The organism is Secundilactobacillus pentosiphilus (assembly GCF_002217985.1).
Lineage (GTDB): Bacteria > Bacillota > Bacilli > Lactobacillales > Lactobacillaceae > Secundilactobacillus > Secundilactobacillus pentosiphilus.
Map to the genome: position 1 here is coordinate 1 of NZ_BCMI01000002.1, position 18,055 is coordinate 18,055.

The following is an 18,055-nucleotide window of genomic DNA, read 5'->3' on the forward strand; positions in this document are numbered from 1 at the left end:
TCCCTGTTAAATATGCTTTAATAGCTATAATTTTAGTATCCCAGGAAATTTTAGTCATAGAAATACCCCCAAAGTTGTTTCCAACTTTGGGGGTACACGTCAATCAGCGCTCTTTTACTGTTCTCTTCTAACCGTGTCCGACAAGGCAGGGCCCTGCGTGTAAGGCGCTTATGCCACAAATCCAAGCCCACAATTTATGGCATAAGCGCCTTACACTCCGGTCCCTAAACGCCTTGTTTCACACTCTCAATACAAATTATCATTATGGTCATTATTATGATATGCCCACGAATCAAACCAGCCAGCGTCGTAGCTATCATCATACGAATCACCCGAGTAGCCACCGCCCCCACCAGTTTTATTATCCAGCCAGACAAAGAATTCAAGCATGAGCACTAGACCCAATATCATGAACAGTATCAGCCCGATGTCGATGACCCACCACTTGACGTATGGCCAGACCCACTTGATCACGTTAATCATCAGTATCGCCGTCCCAAGTGTGGTGAACCATGAACGCTTTTGCTTACGCCGAGTCCGGCGCCTCTCTTCTTGCTGCGCCTGCGGTTCAACCAGTGGGTGCTTAACTTTGGTGGTCGCACCAATGACGTATTTATAGTGAGACTGTGGATGAGACTCTGTTTTGGCATACATCTGTGGTGCTGGTTTTGCTGCTTTCAATTGAACGGTCATTCGTCCCGCTTCCTTTTACGTCTGTTCTGCCACTTCTAAGTTTACCCGCTAATTAAACTTATCACAACAGAATTCAACAGATGAATATGCTAAGCTTCACCTTAACGTTATCGCTTGTGATGATCAGCGAGAAAATCAAGCTGTCCTTCACAAAGAAAAGCCTGCTGTATGAATGATGCCGTCCGCAAAATCAAGAAATTAATTCGCACTGCGTATTACATGTGTCGTCTAAAAATGCTAAACTAATCAAGAAGTGAGGCGGAGAATGTGAAAAATACGATGAAAGAACGGTGGATTGGCTTAATTGCCGGTCTGATTTGCAATGCTTTTGGAAATGCACTATCGATTGCCGGTAATATGGGGAGTGGCGTTTGGTCAGCTTCCGCGGTGAACTTACATAACTGGACGAGCATCAGTTTGGGCGTCCTGCTTTTTGGTATTGGTGTAATTAACGCCCTGACCAACCAGCTTCTGATCCATCACTGGGATGGCAAGCGGTTCTTTGGCGAGGTCCTGTTCGTCATGTTTTTCGGGACCTTCGTGCAGTACTTCGTGCGCTGGTTCGATTCAATCGGTGTCAATACTGCGCCCATCATCTTGCGTTTGCTCTTAAGCTGTACGGGGATTGCGCTGTTTTGTGTCGGTATTTCACTTTACCAACGTGCTAATATCGTGATGCACCCCAACGATGATACGACAAATATCCTGCGCTTTATGTACCTTAAGGGAAACGCTACGGCGTCGCAGCTGCTAGACTTCATGCCACCGCTGATCGTTTGTGCCATCGCCTATTTCCCAACGGGCCGGATTGATTCAATCAACTTGGCAACCCTGTTTTCCATTATTTGCAACGGATTTATCATTGCTGCGTCCGACCGGCATATTTGGCCGCATCTCAAACACAACTTTAAAACTAAAACCGCAACCGCTACAGAGTGAAAAAAGACCGAAAGCAACTTGCTTTCGGTCTTTTTTTACTCTGCTTCAAATCCGTGTTCCAAGATTTCGTACTCTTCCCGAATTTCATTAATGATCGGTTCAAAATCCTCAATTTTCGCATCGGGGTACTGCTTCATAAACCCTTCAGCCTCCGTGAAAACCGATGTGCCGATCGCGTTTAGCAACTTCTTTAAGACGGCTTTATCAACACCTGGCCGGAGTTTCATCCGGTCAAGCACGGGTTCTTCTAATGTCGCCAAAGAAGTGGTGGTCTGCTTTTGCCAAAGGGCACTCATGGCTGGCCGAATCTCCTCGGGCAGCACGTTCATTTCACCAAAGGATTGGATGGACAGCCGAAATTCAGCTGGATATTCCAGTTGAAGCTGGATCTTATAGCGAACCGCCCGTTCGATCATGTCGCCGAGATCCTTGGCGTCGGTCCAGACGGTAAAGTCAGCTCGCTCTGTCAGCATCTCGATCACGTACGTTACGGTGGCTAAATAGAGGTGTCCTTTGTCGCCAAAATAGCGGAAAACGATCCCCTTTGAGACCTCCGCCGCCCTCGCGATGTCGGCAGTTTTAGCCTGTAAATAACCGTGTTCAGCAAAAATTTTAGTCGCACTGGCCATGATCCGGCTGACCTTTTCCGGATCCTTGGGAATGTCAGGATTCAACTCAAGCATACCGCTTTTTCCTCCTCTAATTTTCAATCAAATCGCGTCGCTGGTATAAATAATCACCAATCAATATTAACACCGCACTCAGTAGTACCAGCCAACCAGCCTGATCCCACTGAACCGTCTTCAAGGGAACCTTATTGATCCAGCCGAACGGGGTCAGCTTCTTGGTCCACTCCGGAAAGTCCAGCAGGCCGCCAAGGTAAATTGACAGCAGCGCGTAAATGGGAATGACCCAGGCAACTTGCTGCAGCTTCGGGAGCAGTCCCAGCACCACGGCAACAATGCCGATCACGACTAAGACTGCCGGTGCAAACGCCCAAAACGACCGCATCAGTCGGCTGATTGCAAACGGGTCTTTGGCGCCCTGGCTGCCCAACGCCATGCCAAAGGTACCGGCAAACAGCGCCAATACACCGGCAACCGTGCCAACTAACGTATAGGCACCAAATAAATGGCGTCGTGATACGCTGCGGGCGTGGATCGATTCCAGCCAGCCCTTCCGTTCGTCGCTGTTAAGCCGCAGCATCGTGGCAATCGCCGGCACGGAGGCGCCGATCGCCATTACCACGCTCATTAAAGCCGCAAACTGCAGCGTGGTGGCTCGGCCAACGGACGCAGCGGCTGCGGGACCAATAATTTTCGCAACCATGGGACTATTCGTCATCATGTCGCCAACGGTATTAAATAAGGTCCCCATACTGACACCGTAAACAGCCAGCCCAACAAACCAGGCGATCATACTGGTGCGTTCCAGCCGAAAAACCAGCGTCACGGGCCCTGCCAGCAAGGAACTGGCACGACCGCGCCCGGGCCGGTCTGGTAAGAGGCCGGCACCTAGATCCCGTTCTGAACTGACAACAACCGTCACGATCAAAACCACGACTGCTAACCCCAGCATCTCTAAAATCGGTACCACGCGATTCTTGCCGTAAGGGTCGATCTTTTCCACCCAGCCGAAAATCGTCCACCAGGTGTATTTAACGTTTCGCACGTCCGTCATCGCTCTGAAAAGATAGAGCAGTCCCAGTAAACTGTAACTCATCGTCGTTGCACCGCGAGCGTTGCTGGCCAACTGAGATAAAAGCAGGCTAAGGGTCCCAAACATGAAACCAAAAACTGCTAAGCCGATACCGAACAGCCAGTCACCGGTGATATCGGCACCGTCCATATTGATGGCTTGAAGCGTTGCCGAAGACAGTACGCCCGTTACGCCATTGATGATCAGTAACTCGTACACCGTGGCCAGCAAAGGACTTTGCCGGCCAACACTGTGTGCCCGCACCATTTCCAGCACGCCGTTGTCTTCCTGGGTTCGGGTATTACGAATGGCAAAGTAGATGTTCATGATGGCCATTAGTAAGCCCGTAAAAACCATCATTGAAGCCGCAAAAATAGCAGCGGTCGTATACGGCTTCACGGCAGTAAAGGGGCCAAACAGCGCGGCCATGGACGGTGTATCCAGTGCCGCCACTAGTGACGCTACTTGCTTATCGTTACCAGTAAGCCCAATAATTTTACTGGCACCGGCAGCCACCATGCTGACGATTCCTAACAGCCAAATGATAATCGCAAACCGGTCATGTCTGAGATACATCCGGGTCAGATAACCGGTTTGTGCCGTCTGATTACTTTGTGTCATGTTCCTCAGTCCCCTCCGTGTTGTAATACCGAATAAACAGATCTTCCAAGGTCGGCGGGGTGGTCTGCAAGGCGACAATGCCGCGTTGGGATAAATCAGTGATCACCGCACCAATTTGAGCCGTGTCAACGGCAAAACTGGCCTTGTTTGCTACCTGCTCATCGGCCTTGAAACCGTGCACGCCCGTTAGTCCTGCCACGCCTGTCAGTGCCTGCTCCGTTTGGACGCTCACCAGGGTCCGCGTCAGTTGACGCATCTGTTCCAGTGTCCCCGTTTCAACAATTTCGCCGCTACGAATAATCCCAATTCGATCACACATCCGTTCAACTTCGGAAAGGATGTGGCTAGACAGCAGCACACTTTTGCCCTGACGCTTTAATGCCAGCACCTGTTTTTGAAATAGCTCTTCCATTAATGGATCAAGCCCGCTGGTAGGCTCATCAAAGATGTACAGGTCGGCGGCGGTGGATAACGCGGCAATCAGTGCTACTTTCTGACGGTTGCCTTTTGAGTAGGTCCGTGACTTTTTCTTCGGATCCAGCTCAAAGGCCTTGATCAGTTCGTCTGTTTTCTGACTATGTTGCTGGTGGTTGAGTTTCAGTAGAAAGTCGATCATTTCTCCGCCAGTCAGATTGGGCCACAAATACACGTCACCGGGAACGTAGGCGATCCGGTTATGAATGGAGACAGCCCGCTGCCACACGTCTTCGTTAAAAATTGTCGCCGCCCCGCCACTCGCCTTTAGAATGCCCAGCAAAACCCGGATCGTAGTGGATTTACCGGCACCGTTCGGCCCGATGAAGCCAAATACTTCCCCCGCCTGAACGTCAAACGTAATGTTCTTTAAAGCCTGAAACTTACCAAACGATTTCTGTAGGTGATCGATCTTAACGACTGCCTGTGTCATCGTCGTCCCCTCCTTATTGCCGGCCTGAATAGACCAGACTTAGATTTCACCCAGAGTATATCTCCTATTAACCTGTAAGTCAATGACTAATGGGTCAATATTGATTAAAACTGAATTTCACCTCTTATTGACTTAGAGTAAGCTTTAACCGTTATAATAAAATGAGTTGATATATAAGGAGGATTATGATTATGACGATGACAATTCCAAACGTCTTATTAAATGATGGTCACCAGCTGCCTATGCTGGGATTCGGAACTTATCAAGTGCGCGGGGCCAAAGGCCTCGATCAGATTCTGTCAGCCATTCACGATGGCTACCGGTCATTAGATACGGCCACGAACTATGACAATGAAGGTATCGTGGGCAAAGCCATTCGGCAAAGCGGTATTCCGCGCAGCCAATTCTTTGTCACCTCTAAACTGCCGGGGAAATATCACCGTTACGACGATGCCCTAAACGCAATCACGGAGTCGCTTGCCCGGATGGGGTTAGATTATTTTGACCTGTTTTTGATTCACTGGCCGCTGCCCAAACGTGACCACTACGTTGAAGCCTGGCAAGCGATGATCACCGCTCAAAAACTCGGCTTGATCCACACGATCGGCGTCTCAAACTTTTTACCTGAGCACTTGGATCGGCTAATTAAAGAAACTGGCGTTACCCCTGCCGTTAACCAAATTGAAATTCATCCGTACTGGATCAATGCAGACGGCTTAAAGGCTGACCAGGACCGCGGCATCGCTACCGAAGCTTGGAGCCCACTAGGTCGCGGCAGTGCCTCATTGAAAGAACCAGTAATTCAAAAACTAGCCAAAAAATATAATAAAAATACTGGCCAGATCATTCTGCGCTGGCACACCCAGCGAGGCATCGTGCCGCTGCCTAAGTCCAGCAGTTTGATTCACCAGCGGCAAAACCTGGATATTTTCGATTTTAAGTTGACCGAAAGTGAAGTTCAGGCGATCAACGCCCTGAGTAAACCAGACGGTCGAACCGCAAATCAAGATCCTAATGAATACGAAGAATTTGATTGATTTAAGCCCCAAAAGGCGTGTTGAAACAGCGCCATTACGCCCTTTATAACAGATAGTTGACATTTACCGAATATCATTGTATTATGGCCTCAATCAAAAAAGGGGGTGATGCTTTGAGTTACGGAATATGTCTTAAAGCATCAGCTACGGAGCTTTCAGTTAACTAGCTGATACTTAAGAGAGGGTCCTGCGAAATCTAATCGCGGGGCTTTTTTAGTGTGCGGAGCAACACGGGGTGACCCCAGAATATAAGCGAGAAGAAACGGGTATTCCTGCACTTGGGAATGCCCGTTTCTTCTCGCTTATATGGCCGGGGTCAGTGTTGCGGAGCATGATTCGGCTATGTTGCCTCAAAGAACATCCCAAACTAATCAACTCACCCAATACTAATCACCAGCTTTTCTCATACCTAATAGCTGATTATGGCTGATTATGCATTTGGTGTTTGTTCATACCACACTCTGAAAACTGCGACTGCCCGACTAGTGGTCACGAAACCGCTCACAAGGAAAAAACTTTTTTGCATATTTTCAGCTTCAAAAATTAAGATTTAAATTGTTCGTGAAATACCATTGAAACCCCAGTAATATATGCTTATAATAACTCACAAGGTAATGAGACGAATGATGTTAACTGTTTAATAATTAACTTTCGTTCTTTCCACGCCCCTAACTGAATAATAAGTGAGGTGGTTTCATTTGTCGCAAACTAGCGAATGATTCACTAGGCATGTCGTATGACCGCTGCCTAAAATGCCAAGGAGGAAATCAGACTTGGCTACTTAGCCGCCTTATACCTGGTCTCACTGCCCACCCTCTATTCCACCTGACAGTGTTGCCAATCTTTGACATAACCGATATATCAAACGACTAAGCAGACGGTTGATGATGTTCAAGGAACTCAAGTCAATTCAAAGGGAGAATAACTTATATTATGGATCGCAAACAAAATGGCTTATTGTATGGACCAGACGACAAGGTTCCATACACCCAAGCTGGCTTCTTAGGCTTGCAGCACGTGCTGGCAATGGACGTCTACGTTGCACCAATTATTATGGCCGGTTTACTATCGATGTCCGTAGCCCAAAAGAGCGGCTTTTTACAAGCTGCCTTCATCGCCTGCGGTATCGGGACAATTTTACAGACGAAGTTCTTTCTAAAGTTGCCCGTTTCTCAAGGTCCATCCTTCGTTCCCGTGGGTGCCGTTGCCGGAATTTATCTCGCAAACGGCGGTGCCCATGGCGGAATGGCCACCGTTTTAGGGTCGTTAGTTGTCGGGTCATTTTTACTCATTGCATTAGGCGTTACTGGCGTCTTTCAAAAAGTCATCTCCAAGTTAGTCCCTGCCATTGTTGGCGGTACGATTATCACTTGCGTGGGCTTATCATTATTGCCAGGCGCTTTAAACGATAATATCTTTGATGCCCCAGGCAATATCAATGCCAATATGACCATTGCTGCTGCTACGGGTATTACTATGTTAATTGCTATTATTTTGAGTATGCGGGTACCGCAATTAAGAAAAGCGCTTAAAGTCAGCTCAATCATCATTGCGCTGATTGTCGGCTCGGTCGTTGCGACTTCAATGGGCCGCTTCGATTGGTCAACCGTTAAGGCCGCACCATGGTTCAGCTTACCTCAGTTTACGTCGGTACACTACGGACTGCATTTTTCACTTCCCGCTATTCTAACGTTTGTCGTCATCTATTTAGTGCTAACGACTGAAACAACTGGGACTTGGTTTGCTATGAGTGCCGTTACCGGTGAAAAAATCAATAAAAAGCAGTGGAACATGGGGATTATCGGCGAAGGAATCAGCTGCTTATTTGCAGCTCTGCTGGGCGCCACCCCTATGACCGGGTATTCAACTAACGCCGGGGTCGTTTCCGTTACTGGTGTTGCCAGTAAACGGGTCTTCATCTCTGCTGGTTTTTGGTTTATCATCCTTGGCTTCTGCGGCAAATTGTCAGCCTTCTTCGCTGCGGTTCCAGCACCCGTCATCGGTGGTGTTTATTCCATCATCTGTGTCATTATTATGCTGAACGGACTCAATGTTGTCCGTGACTTGAAGACCGGCGAAAGCGGCATCTATATCATTGGTGTGCCAATCGTTTTAACTATGGCCATGGTCTTATTACCAGCCAAAGTGACTAACGAAGCACCTCAGCTGCTGCAATACTTACTGGGCTCTCCAATTACGATCGCTGCCATTAGCGCGATCATCTTAAACCTATTAATGTCAAAAAAACAAGCGGTGCCGGCCAAGAATTCTGAAGCTGTACAAGCTCCTACCGGCCGGTAACCGTGGCTATATAAGTAAAGCGCCTCACTTGATCAGTGAGACGCTTTTTTAATACTTTCTTTTGGTATGCTAACAGCTAACGCTTGCAAGAAGGCGGTGGCTAAAATCATCGCCCCACCCAGCATTTCCGGTAGGCCAAAAGCAGTATGTAAAACAACGATCGATAAAAAGGTGGCTGTCAAGGGTTCAAAGGAGCTCAACATCCCCGTTGTTGCTGGCAAAATGTAATTTAGGCTCTTTAAATAAAGCATGTAAGCAAACATCGTACCAACCGTGGCAACGAAGATCACCCCCACCCAGCCACTGACATTTAAATGGGGCATCGGTGTCAATATCATGTGGGGAAGAAACACTAAGCTGCCAAGCAGCATCGCCCAGCCAGTCACAATTTTGGCATCGTATTTTTTCAGTAACCGAATTGGAATCAAGGTGTACAAAGCTTGGCTCATAGCAGCCACAAGGCCCCAAAAAACGGCCGTCGGTGCTAACTGGAGACTATCAAAGCGCCCCTTTGTGACCAGCAAGTATGTCCCGAATAGCGCAATCAGCATTGAAATCACATCGATTTGCCGGGGTAGGCGCCAATACCTTAACGCTAGAATAATAACAATAAAAACCGGGCCTAAAAACTGTAAAATGGTAGCGGTTGGGGCGTTGCCATACTTGATCGCCATAAAGTAGGAAAACTGAGAAGAAATCATCCCGAACAGCGCAAAAACCAGCAGTAGTAACCAATCACGACGATCTTGCCAAATCGCGATCAATTCATGAAAGTTGCTAAAAGCACCCCAGATGATGAGCAGCACGCCAGAAACCGCGAGCCTTACGCCAACCAGCCAACCGGGTTCGACGGGCTGACGTGAAAATAAGTACTGTGCAACAACGCCGGAAATTCCCCATAAGGTCGTTCCGGTGATGGCAAAAATTAAGCCCTTATACTTATTAGCCATGTTGATTATCCCCCCTCTTCCTCAGATTAAAGCTTTCTGAATATCTGAATATCATATTAGATTTATTTCAGTCTAAAGTAAACCTTCGTTTCAAGTTGCTTATTCGGTTAAATGAGGCGATTAGCGTGTTGCTGTCATAGTTATCCGAAACGTGCTCAAGCAGGCAGGGACTTGCGCCTAAGGGATTACCAGTTAAAATCCAAAACCGGGATTTATAGTGCATTGCGCTTATCTAGCCGAAACGTGCTACCCAAGGCAGAGACCTGCATATAACGGCGCCCCGCCACAAATCCAAGTTCGGGATTTATGCGCATTACGCTTATCTAGCCGAAACGTGCTACCCAAGGCAGAGACCTGCATATAACGGCGCCCCGCCACAAATCCAAGTTCGGGATTTATGGCGCATTACTCTTATCTAGCTGAAACGTGCTACCCAAGGCAGAGACCTGCATATAACGACGTCCCGCCATAAATCCAAAACCGGGATTTACGGCGGGACGTCGTTATACTCCGGTCTCTATTCGCCTTGGTCCGCACTCTGTTTCTTGGTCTTCACATAAAACACCCTCGTCCCCGTATCGATCAATTCCTGCAAATACTGCAACAACAATAACACCCAGCTAAACGCTAAGCCAAAGCCGATAATTTCATAGGCCGTTAACGATAAATAACCCACAAACTTAAACAGGACTTCAGCCGCCACCAAAATTAGGCCCACTGCATAAGACATCTGCAAGAACGCCTTTGGCATTTTAGGCAGCAGCCAACGAATGCCCACGATCAAAACGATGATGAAGTACACCAGAAAAGAAGCCAACCGATCATGAATAGCGTGAGACGCCGCGTTATTCGGAAAGAAGCCCACTGTCCCAAGGTCAACTGCCATGGCCGTTAACAATACCCGCAGAATCAGCAATCTAACTGAGTGCGGATAAATGGCATTTAATGAAACAAAGATGTAGTCAATCAGCGCCACCATGATCAACCCCGAGAACATCAGGGTGATATTAAATTGCCAGCTGTTGCTTGCCAAATTGGTGCCCAAAAAACTGAGGTTATACTGCCACCACTTCCGGGTACTATTAGTCGCCATCGCAATCACTGCGCCACTCACGACTACCAGCGTAAAGAGCCGGACTAGGGTTCGTGATGAAATTGCGAAGGCCGCGTAGATCATCAAGTAATTGATCATACTTTCAAAGATAAAGAAAATAATCGTCGACGTTAATCGGTCAAACGTTGCACCGGCAAAAATTGTGCCCAGAAGCCAAAAGACTCCTACCAGCGCTAATCCCAGAATAACCGCGAACGATAATATCACCACCGGGAAGTTCCGCCAGTAAATATTAGCCGAAAACGTATTCGTTTGATTGCGCCGTTCCCGGATGAAGAAGATGGCAAACATTAATGTACCAATGACGACGCCGCCTAAAATGACCGTCGTCCCTAACGACGTATTGCCAGTTAAGGGCACTTGATTCTTATTCTTCATTGCAAAAAAAAGGTTAAACGCCAGGGCACTGATCACTGCTGGCACAAGGTACCACCACAACGATATTTGCTGAAATAACGACATCTCACTGGCTTGAGTGGTCAAAACCGCATCCGTGTTACGCAACTCTATTTTGACACTGTCAGCGTCATTCACCTGCAGCTGTTTCACTACCTTATCTGGTAATTCAATTTTCATGTCAATTCTCCCAAAGATTATTGTCTGAACCCATTTTGGGATAATTCGCTAAAATTGGCAAGTTCTTTTGATTTTTTCACCCAACTTGACCTGCGTCAATTAACACTAGACCAATTCGCTCTAAACTATAGACAATCAAATGATTAAAGGAGCGATCGACATGAAATTTCAACGGTATATTCAAAAACATCAAAACCAAATCACACTAGCAAGTGCCATTTTAATTGCGCTTGGTTTTGCAGGTAAGTACCTTCTAAACTCAACGGTGGTCTATGACTGGGCGTTTATCTTAGCTTCCATCATTGCAGCCGTACCAATCATGATTCACGCTTATCAGTCTCTGCGCGTTAAGGTCATCAGTATTGAATTACTGGTCAGCATCGCCGTTGTCGGGGCTTTCATCATTGGCGAATATAACGAATCAGCGATCGTGACCTTTCTATTCTTATTCGGGAGTTACCTTGAACAACGAACCTTATCCAAGACTCGTCAATCCATCAAGTCACTCACTCAAATGGCACCAGAAACAGCGATTATTCTTCACGATGATGGTTCCCAAGAAGAAGTCGACATCGATGACGTTGACGAAGGCGACCACATCATGGTGAAGACCGGTGCCTCCGTTCCAGTCGACGGCAACATTGTTTCCGGTTCAGGCTACCTGGACGAATCCGTCATCACCGGTGAATCTAAAGCGGTTGCTAAAACCACTGGCGATGCCGTTTACTCTGGTTCGATCTTAGGCAACGGTACGTTAACAGTTGAAGCCACTAAAGTTGGCGAGGACACGACTTTCGGTAAAATTATCGAACTAGTGGAAGACGCTCAAGATGCCAAATCACCTGCCGAATCCTTCATTGATAAGTTTGCACAGTACTACACACCAGCAGTTTTGATTATCGCAACCTTGGTTTACATTTTCACTAGAGATTTTCCTACTGCCATTACCGTCTTAGTGCTTGGCTGCCCAGGTGCCTTGGTTATCGGTGCCCCAGTTTCCAACGTGGCTGGTATTGGTAACGGTGCTAAACGCGGCATCCTGCTTAAGGGCGGCGCCGTCATGGACGACTTCGCTAAAGTTGACACTTTCGTCTTTGACAAAACTGGTACGTTGACCCTTGGAAACACCGCTGTTTCAGCAGTTAAAAACTACGCTGATGATACAAACGAAGCGTTGGCACTAGTTGCCCGGGCTGAACGGTTATCTGATCACCCACTGGGTAAAGCAATCACCGACTATGCTGCTCAAAAGAAAGTTTCCTTTGAACAATTAGACGTTGCTGACAACGACACGGTTAAAGGTCAAGGCCTTACCGCTACCATTGATGGCCACCGCGTACTAGTCGGCAACCTGAAAATGATGAACGCTAATGACGTGGCTTTAACTGACACGCAACAAACTGATTTGACCGACGTTCAGCACACTGGCAGTTCAGTCGTGATGGTCGCAGTCGATGGTGCCCTGAAATTAATCCTTGGTGTATCTGACACCATCCGTCCAGGCATCAAAGAACAATTGCAGGCATTACGTGATCACGGTGCCAAGCACTTAGTTATGTTGACCGGTGACAACAAGATCACCGCCCAATACGTTGCTGAACAAATTGGCCTCGACGAAGTTCACGCGGAACTCCTCCCAGAAGAAAAGGTCGAATACATTAAGAAGTTCAAGGATCAAGGTCGTACCGTTGCCTTCGTTGGTGATGGCATCAACGACAGTCCGGCAATCGCTACCGCTCAAATTGGTATCGCAATGGGCAGCGGGACTGACGTTGCTATCGAAACTTCCGACGTTGTCCTCATGCAGTCCAGTTTTGAAGCACTGGTCCACGCTTACTCACTGTCTAAGAAGACCGTTATCAACACCAAGGAAAATATCGCCATTGCCATTGGCGTCGTTATCTTCCTGCTGATCGGTTTGATTCTCGGTTTCATTTACATGGCCAGCGGCATGTTCGTCCACGAAGCAAGTATCTTAGTCGTGATCTTCAACGCAATGCGGTTGATCAGCTACGGCAAGATGCCGACTCAAGCACAGCAAGCTGCCACTCAAAAAACTTCCGCTCACTTGATTTAGGTCAATTTCAAATCAAGTCAAAGCGACTAAACTATAGATAATCAAAGCAAACAAGAATTAATAAAAAAGGAGATCATTATTATGACAAACAAACGTGCGATTTTACAATTAGATGGTTTGACCTGCCCATCATGCATGACCAAGATTGAAAGTGCTTTGGCACACCAACCAGGTGTCGAAAAAGTTAAGGTGCTCTTCAACGCCAGCAAGGCTAAGGCCGACTTCGATGACAGCCAGGTCTCCGCTGAAGAACTCGGCCAAGTGGTTGATAAGTTAGGTTACGAAGTTAAAAAAATCAAAGTTAAAGACGAAGTAGCAGCCAAGTAGGAGGAATTTCGATATGACAACAGATGTTAAAGATTTAGTAGAAGAAAAGTACCAAGCCGAAGTTAAGCAAGCTGATATTGATCACCACACCCCCACTGCGGGTGCTATGACCGGCCACATCGTTGCCAACTTACGGATCTTAGATGTGAAACTTCACCAGGCTAAATGGTTCATGAAGGGCTTTGAAGCCGTTGCCGTTCGCCCACTGTACGACGAACTCATCAACCAAGCTCGCAAGGATTACGACATGGTTGCCGAAGCTTTATTAGACGAAAACGAGCTGCCACCTTCGACGACTGAAGAATACAGCAACTACAAAATGTTGGACGAAGACGGCCGAAACAAGTACTTGTCAACTTCTGAGATGGTCGATATTACCGCTCACGATTACAACACTGAAAACCTATTTGTGACCCGGGCCATCAAGTTAGCCGAAAAAGAAGACCGGCCAGCACTGGCTGCAACCTTAACCACCCTATTAAAACAAAATAACCACGCCATTCAACAGCTGCAAGCTCTCTTAGGTAAGACTGCCTGGGAAGGCTTAGTTGAAGAAGACGATGATGATGACGACGATTAAATTAAACGGCTGACAGTGAGTAGCCAATTTAATCCGCAAAAGCTCCGATACCAGAGATGGCATCGGAGCTTTTGCGTTTTTAATATTAGGGTTAATTGTCGTATAATTAATGATTGGACGTTAATTAAACGTCGGTAGACTGGTTGTTTCACATGGAACATGGCTGATTTACCGTAAATATTCAAATTCAACACTATAAGGAATTGAGGAAGTTAACATGACATACCAAATCTTTCACTGGTTGATTGTGAGGACGGAGAGCCCTTTTGTACTTTGATATAGAAGATTTTACCTAGTTCAAACGTGTTCAAGCAGGCAGGGACTTGCTCCTAAGAGCAGACTAATTAAAAGCCCAAACCGGGGTTTTTGTCTGTGCTCTCCTGTTACCTAGCTGAAACGTGCTCAAGCGGGCAGAGACTTGCACCTAAGAGCAGACTAACTAAAATCCAAAACCGGGATTTTTGTCAGTCTGCTCTTAGGCTCCAGTCTCTTAACGCCCGCTTTCGCACTCTATTCTATTTGAAAGAAGCCCTAAAATGAAAGAACCACAATCAATTTCTCGCAAAACCGTCTTACTTATGGCGATTGCCACTGGTATCATCGTCGCCAATCTAAACTTTATTCAACCCATCGAAGGCTTAATCGCCAATGATTTTCAACTTTCCAAAGCCATTGTCGGTGTCCTTGCCATGCTGACCCAGATGGGTTACGCCGTTGGGCTGTTACTCATCGTTCCCCTGGGAGACATTTTTGACCGTTATCACCTAATACAATTTATGATGGTCCTTTCTATAATCTCCCTACTGGCAGCGTTTATGTCGCCGAACGCAATCGTGTTTGCCATTGCCACTACGCTAATTGGAATCACTTCCGTGGCGCCGCAGATCATCATTCCCTACGCTGGTTTCCTGGCTCCCGCTATGCAGCGCGGGAAGGTACTTGGCACTGTCCTAAGCGGCCTTTTAACCGGGATTCTGTTATCACGATCCTTTAGTGGTTTGCTCGGCAGCGTCATTAACTGGCAATACATTTACTTAATTGCGGCAATCATGGACCTGATTTTACTACTGGTCGTTCATCAAGCAATGCCACGAGATCCTCGTGGCCATCAAAACTTGAGCTATGCCAACGTCATTAAATCATTGCCCCGTTTATTCACTACTCAGCGTCGACTGCGCGGTTCGTCCCTCAACGGTTTTACCATGTTCGCGGTCTCTAACGTCATGTGGTCAACAATTGCGTTCTACCTAGCCGATCAATATCATCTAGGCAGCAACGTTGCTGGACTATTAGGCCTGTTAGGTATTGCGGGTGTCTTGGCCGCCCCTTACATTGGTGATTTGGTCGACCACCGCTCACCACGCCTGACGATTGGTCTATCCGTCTTTTTCTCCAGTTTAGCCTTCCTATTATTCTGGTTGATTGGCCACTGGTTAATTGGCTTGATCATCGGGATCGTGCTGCTGGATCTGGGAACCCAATTTAGCCAGGTCTCTAATCAAGCTATCGTTCAATCGCTAAACCGCAAGGAAAGCAGCCGCAACAATTCCATTTTCATGTTCAGCTACTTTCTTGGCGGCTCACTGGGCACCTTATCCGCTACTTGGGCCTGGAGCATTGCGAAGTGGAACGGCGTTTGTCTTGTCGCCGTCGTCTTCTTAGTCATTGCATTGCTTGGCCATTTAGTTTTAAAAGAACCCGAAAAACTGCATGATTAAAAATTAACGCGCGCTTGTTTGCCGAAAGGTAGATAAGTGCGCGTTTTAAGATCGATAATTCCAGCAAGGTTACAAATCTGTTTCTGATTTCTCTTTTTTCCGCAACCGCCTGATCCCTTCTACAATCTAGTTTCACGCATATTTTGCCACCCCAAGTTGCGCAAATATCAGTTGATTCGAGCGTTATTTATCACTTAATTTGCGTGTTTTTTACTCGTTTGACGAGCATAATCAAACTAGAAAAACAGGGAGGGATTTCCATCATGAAATTTGCGGAACAACTCAAAAAATTACGTGCCGAATTACATCTGTCACAAGACAACTTAGCATCTCAACTTTTCGTCTCTCGTCAGGCCGTCTCGAAATGGGAAAATGGCGATGGCACACCAGATCTTAAGACATTAGTGAAGTTAGCCGAAATTTTACACGTTAGTCTCGATACACTGGTTCTGGGAACAAAACCGACTAACGATGACCACATTGATTCTTCAGTTTTCGTCTATAATCCGACAACTGGCTTGTATGAACGCCGCCGCGGTCAGATGAATTTTTGGGATTTCCTGGCGCAATACTGGTGGATACTGATCGCACTTGTCGCTACTATCGGTTTCTGGTTCTTTTAACACTATTATTAAAATAATATGTGAATGCGTTTGATTTTCTAATAATATGTGCTATTATTTATTATGTAAATTTAATACAGGATGCAATGAAGAGAAGAGTAGAGAAATTAGTAAGGTTGAAAAGCGACCATCGTTGGTGAAAGGATGGACCAGAACGTTTCTTGAAGATGAGCTCTGAGCAATTACCCAAAGTGAAAGCTTGCGGTACGTGGGAAGCACGATAAAATTCCGGGCATGTTTGTGCCTTAGAGGCAGCGATGGTAACACCGCTGCGAATAAATGGGTGGTAACGCGATTAGCAGTCGTCCCTGTACAGAATATTCTGTGCGGGGACGGCTTTTTTATTTGGAAAGCGGGGAAATGAGATGCTTAAATGCAATTTAAAAATCACTTGGAACGATGTACAAACTGTTTCGTGTTGGAGCACCTGAGCAAGACATTGCCTTTCTGGAATTATAAAAAGGGTTAGTGGCTTAAGGAGGTTAAAGTATGTTAAAAACGGAAAAAATTCAGGTGAATAAGGATGGCACCCGCCGTGGCCTATCCAATGTTGCGGTTCAGATGATCGCGTTTGGCGGTTCGATTGGTACCGGACTCTTCTTGGGTGCCGGCAGTACGATTCACCGGACCGGTCCTTCAATTTTACTAGTTTATTTAATCATTGGCGGTTTCTTCTTCCTCATGATGCGGGCCATTGGTGAAATGATGTATTCTGATCCGGATCAGCACACCTTTGTGTCATTCATCAGAAAGTACGTCGGTTCAGGAGTAGGTAAATTTGCTGAGTGGAGCTACTGGCTTGAATTAATTTTAGTGGCCAATGCCGAATTAATTGCCCTGTCAACCTACGTCAAGTTCTGGTTCCCGCATATTTCCGCTGGTCTAGTTCAACTGGGCTTCTGGGTAGCTTTAACCGGTGTTAACATCGCAATGGTCAGTTCGTTTGGTCACTCCGAAACGTTCCTGTCTGGCATTAAAATTTTGGCCATTATCGCCCTGATCATCGTCGGCATTTATTTGGTGTTCACGCATCACCAAAACCCCGCTGGCACTCATGCCTCCTGGGGAAATTTAACCAACGGCTTCACAATGTTTCCAAACGGTTTCCACCAGTTCATCATGGCGTTCCCAATGGTCTTCTTCGCCTTTCAAGGCATGGAATTCGTTGGGATCACTACCGCTGAAACTAAGGATCCCAAACACGTTTTACCCAAAGCCATCAACCAAATTATTTTTAGAATCCTGCTATTTTACATTGGTTCACTGATCGTCATCATGGCAATTACCCCATGGCGTTCACTGAATCCGGCTCAAAGTCCGTTTGTCCAAATTTTCACCCTTGCCGGATTGCCAGCTGCTTCTCAAGTGATCAACGTGGTGGTTATCGCCGCCGCAATGTCGACTCTGAACAGTTCTATTTTCTCAACGGGCCGTCACTTATACCAACTGGCATTGGAATCACACGCTAAACAGATGAAGCCGTTTACCAAGGTTTCGACCAACGGCATCCCAATCGTCGCGGTACTCTTCTCAGCAGCCTGCATGCTGTTCGCCCCAATCATCAGTGCATTCAACGCGCTAAGCACGGCGTTCACCTTCATGGCCTCCGTTTCCAGTGACATTTACATTCTGGTCTGTATCCTGACGATGGTGGCCCACTACAAGTACCGTCGTTCCGCGGACTTCCAAAACGATGGGTTCAAGATGCCTGGCTACAAGTGGTCTAACCCGCTCACAGTCGTTTTCTTTATCGCCATCTTTGCCAGCCTATTCTTCAGCCACGCGTCAACTTTGCCAGCTATCGGTGCCATCATTTGGGCGGTGGCGTTTAACCTGCTGCTTAAGCGCAGCGATGGTCTGAGCATTAAATACCAGTAAGACGCTTGAATTCAAT

15 protein-coding genes are annotated in these 18,055 nt (G+C 46.9%); 9 read left to right on the top strand and 6 right to left on the bottom strand.

Annotated elements, in window-relative coordinates; all coding sequences use genetic code 11:
• Nucleotides 1–246 precede the first annotated feature (246 nt).
• Nucleotides 247–693 carry a hypothetical protein gene (locus tag CES81_RS01150; RefSeq protein WP_089120352.1) on the bottom strand — a complete coding sequence of 149 codons (447 nt, stop codon included), beginning with the start codon at nt 691–693 and terminating at the stop codon, nt 247–249.
• Between the two features lie 279 nt (nt 694–972).
• On the opposite strand from CES81_RS01150, the gene CES81_RS01155 reads away from it, so the two are divergent.
• Nucleotides 973–1,632 (top strand): DUF6198 family protein, encoded by a 660-nt coding sequence (locus tag CES81_RS01155; RefSeq protein ID WP_089120461.1) that lies wholly within the window; start codon nt 973–975, stop codon nt 1,630–1,632.
• 35 nt (nt 1,633–1,667) lie between these two features.
• Here CES81_RS01155 and CES81_RS01160 read toward each other — a convergent pair whose 3' ends face one another.
• From CES81_RS01160 to CES81_RS01170, 3 genes are read right to left on the bottom strand one after another with little or no spacing between them, the layout of a single operon-like run.
• Nucleotides 1,668–2,315 (bottom strand): TetR/AcrR family transcriptional regulator, encoded by a 648-nt coding sequence (locus CES81_RS01160; RefSeq protein ID WP_089120353.1) that lies wholly within the window; start codon nt 2,313–2,315, stop codon nt 1,668–1,670.
• 16 nt (nt 2,316–2,331) lie between these two features.
• A complete protein-coding gene (locus CES81_RS01165) occupies nt 2,332–3,951 on the bottom strand; it encodes an ABC transporter permease (protein WP_089120354.1) in 1,620 nt (539 codons plus the stop codon).
• Nucleotides 3,938–4,858, bottom strand: coding sequence for an ABC transporter ATP-binding protein (locus CES81_RS01170; protein ID WP_089120355.1), 921 nt, complete (start codon nt 4,856–4,858; stop codon nt 3,938–3,940). Before CES81_RS01170 ends, CES81_RS01165 begins: the two co-directional genes overlap by 14 nt.
• Nucleotides 4,859–5,055: 197 nt before the next feature.
• Here CES81_RS01170 and CES81_RS01175 point away from each other — a divergent pair, with 197 nt between their 5' ends.
• Together CES81_RS01175 and CES81_RS01180 are read left to right on the top strand one after the other, a co-directional pair.
• The gene (locus CES81_RS01175; RefSeq protein ID WP_089120462.1) at nt 5,056–5,895 is read left to right on the top strand and encodes an aldo/keto reductase; all 840 of its coding nucleotides are present in this window, start codon (nt 5,056–5,058) and stop codon (nt 5,893–5,895) included.
• A gap of 933 nt (nt 5,896–6,828) precedes the next feature.
• On the top strand, nt 6,829–8,196 hold the full coding sequence (locus CES81_RS01180) for a uracil-xanthine permease family protein (RefSeq protein ID WP_089120356.1): 1,368 nt from the start codon (nt 6,829–6,831) through the stop codon (nt 8,194–8,196).
• Between the two features lie 32 nt (nt 8,197–8,228).
• On the opposite strand, the gene CES81_RS01185 is transcribed toward CES81_RS01180, so the two are convergent.
• Together CES81_RS01185 and CES81_RS01190 are read right to left on the bottom strand one after the other, a co-directional pair.
• On the bottom strand, nt 8,229–9,146 hold the full coding sequence (locus CES81_RS01185) for a DMT family transporter (RefSeq protein ID WP_089120357.1): 918 nt from the start codon (nt 9,144–9,146) through the stop codon (nt 8,229–8,231).
• 517 nt (nt 9,147–9,663) lie between these two features.
• Nucleotides 9,664–10,836, bottom strand: a complete 1,173-nt coding sequence (locus tag CES81_RS01190) for a hypothetical protein (protein ID WP_089120358.1) — start codon at nt 10,834–10,836, stop codon at nt 9,664–9,666.
• A gap of 160 nt (nt 10,837–10,996) precedes the next feature.
• On the opposite strand from CES81_RS01190, the gene CES81_RS01195 reads away from it, so the two are divergent.
• From CES81_RS01195 to CES81_RS01220, 6 genes are all read left to right on the top strand, one after another.
• Complete coding sequence (locus CES81_RS01195) at nt 10,997–12,913, top strand: heavy metal translocating P-type ATPase (RefSeq protein WP_089120359.1); 1,917 nt, start codon at nt 10,997–10,999, stop codon at nt 12,911–12,913.
• An 81-nt stretch (nt 12,914–12,994) separates the two neighbouring features.
• Nucleotides 12,995–13,240 (top strand): heavy-metal-associated domain-containing protein, encoded by a 246-nt coding sequence (locus CES81_RS01200; protein WP_089088681.1) that lies wholly within the window; start codon nt 12,995–12,997, stop codon nt 13,238–13,240.
• A gap of 13 nt (nt 13,241–13,253) precedes the next feature.
• Nucleotides 13,254–13,820, top strand: a complete 567-nt coding sequence (locus CES81_RS01205) for a ferritin-like domain-containing protein (protein ID WP_089120360.1) — start codon at nt 13,254–13,256, stop codon at nt 13,818–13,820.
• A gap of 536 nt (nt 13,821–14,356) precedes the next feature.
• Nucleotides 14,357–15,538, top strand: a complete 1,182-nt coding sequence (locus CES81_RS01210; protein WP_089120361.1) for an MFS transporter — start codon at nt 14,357–14,359, stop codon at nt 15,536–15,538.
• Nucleotides 15,539–15,798: 260 nt separating this feature from the next.
• Complete coding sequence (locus CES81_RS01215) at nt 15,799–16,161, top strand: helix-turn-helix domain-containing protein (protein ID WP_225356319.1); 363 nt, start codon at nt 15,799–15,801, stop codon at nt 16,159–16,161.
• A gap of 489 nt (nt 16,162–16,650) precedes the next feature.
• Entirely contained in the window at nt 16,651–18,039 is a 1,389-nt protein-coding gene (locus tag CES81_RS01220; protein ID WP_089120363.1) for an amino acid permease, read from the top strand.
• Nucleotides 18,040–18,055: the final 16 nt, after the last annotated feature.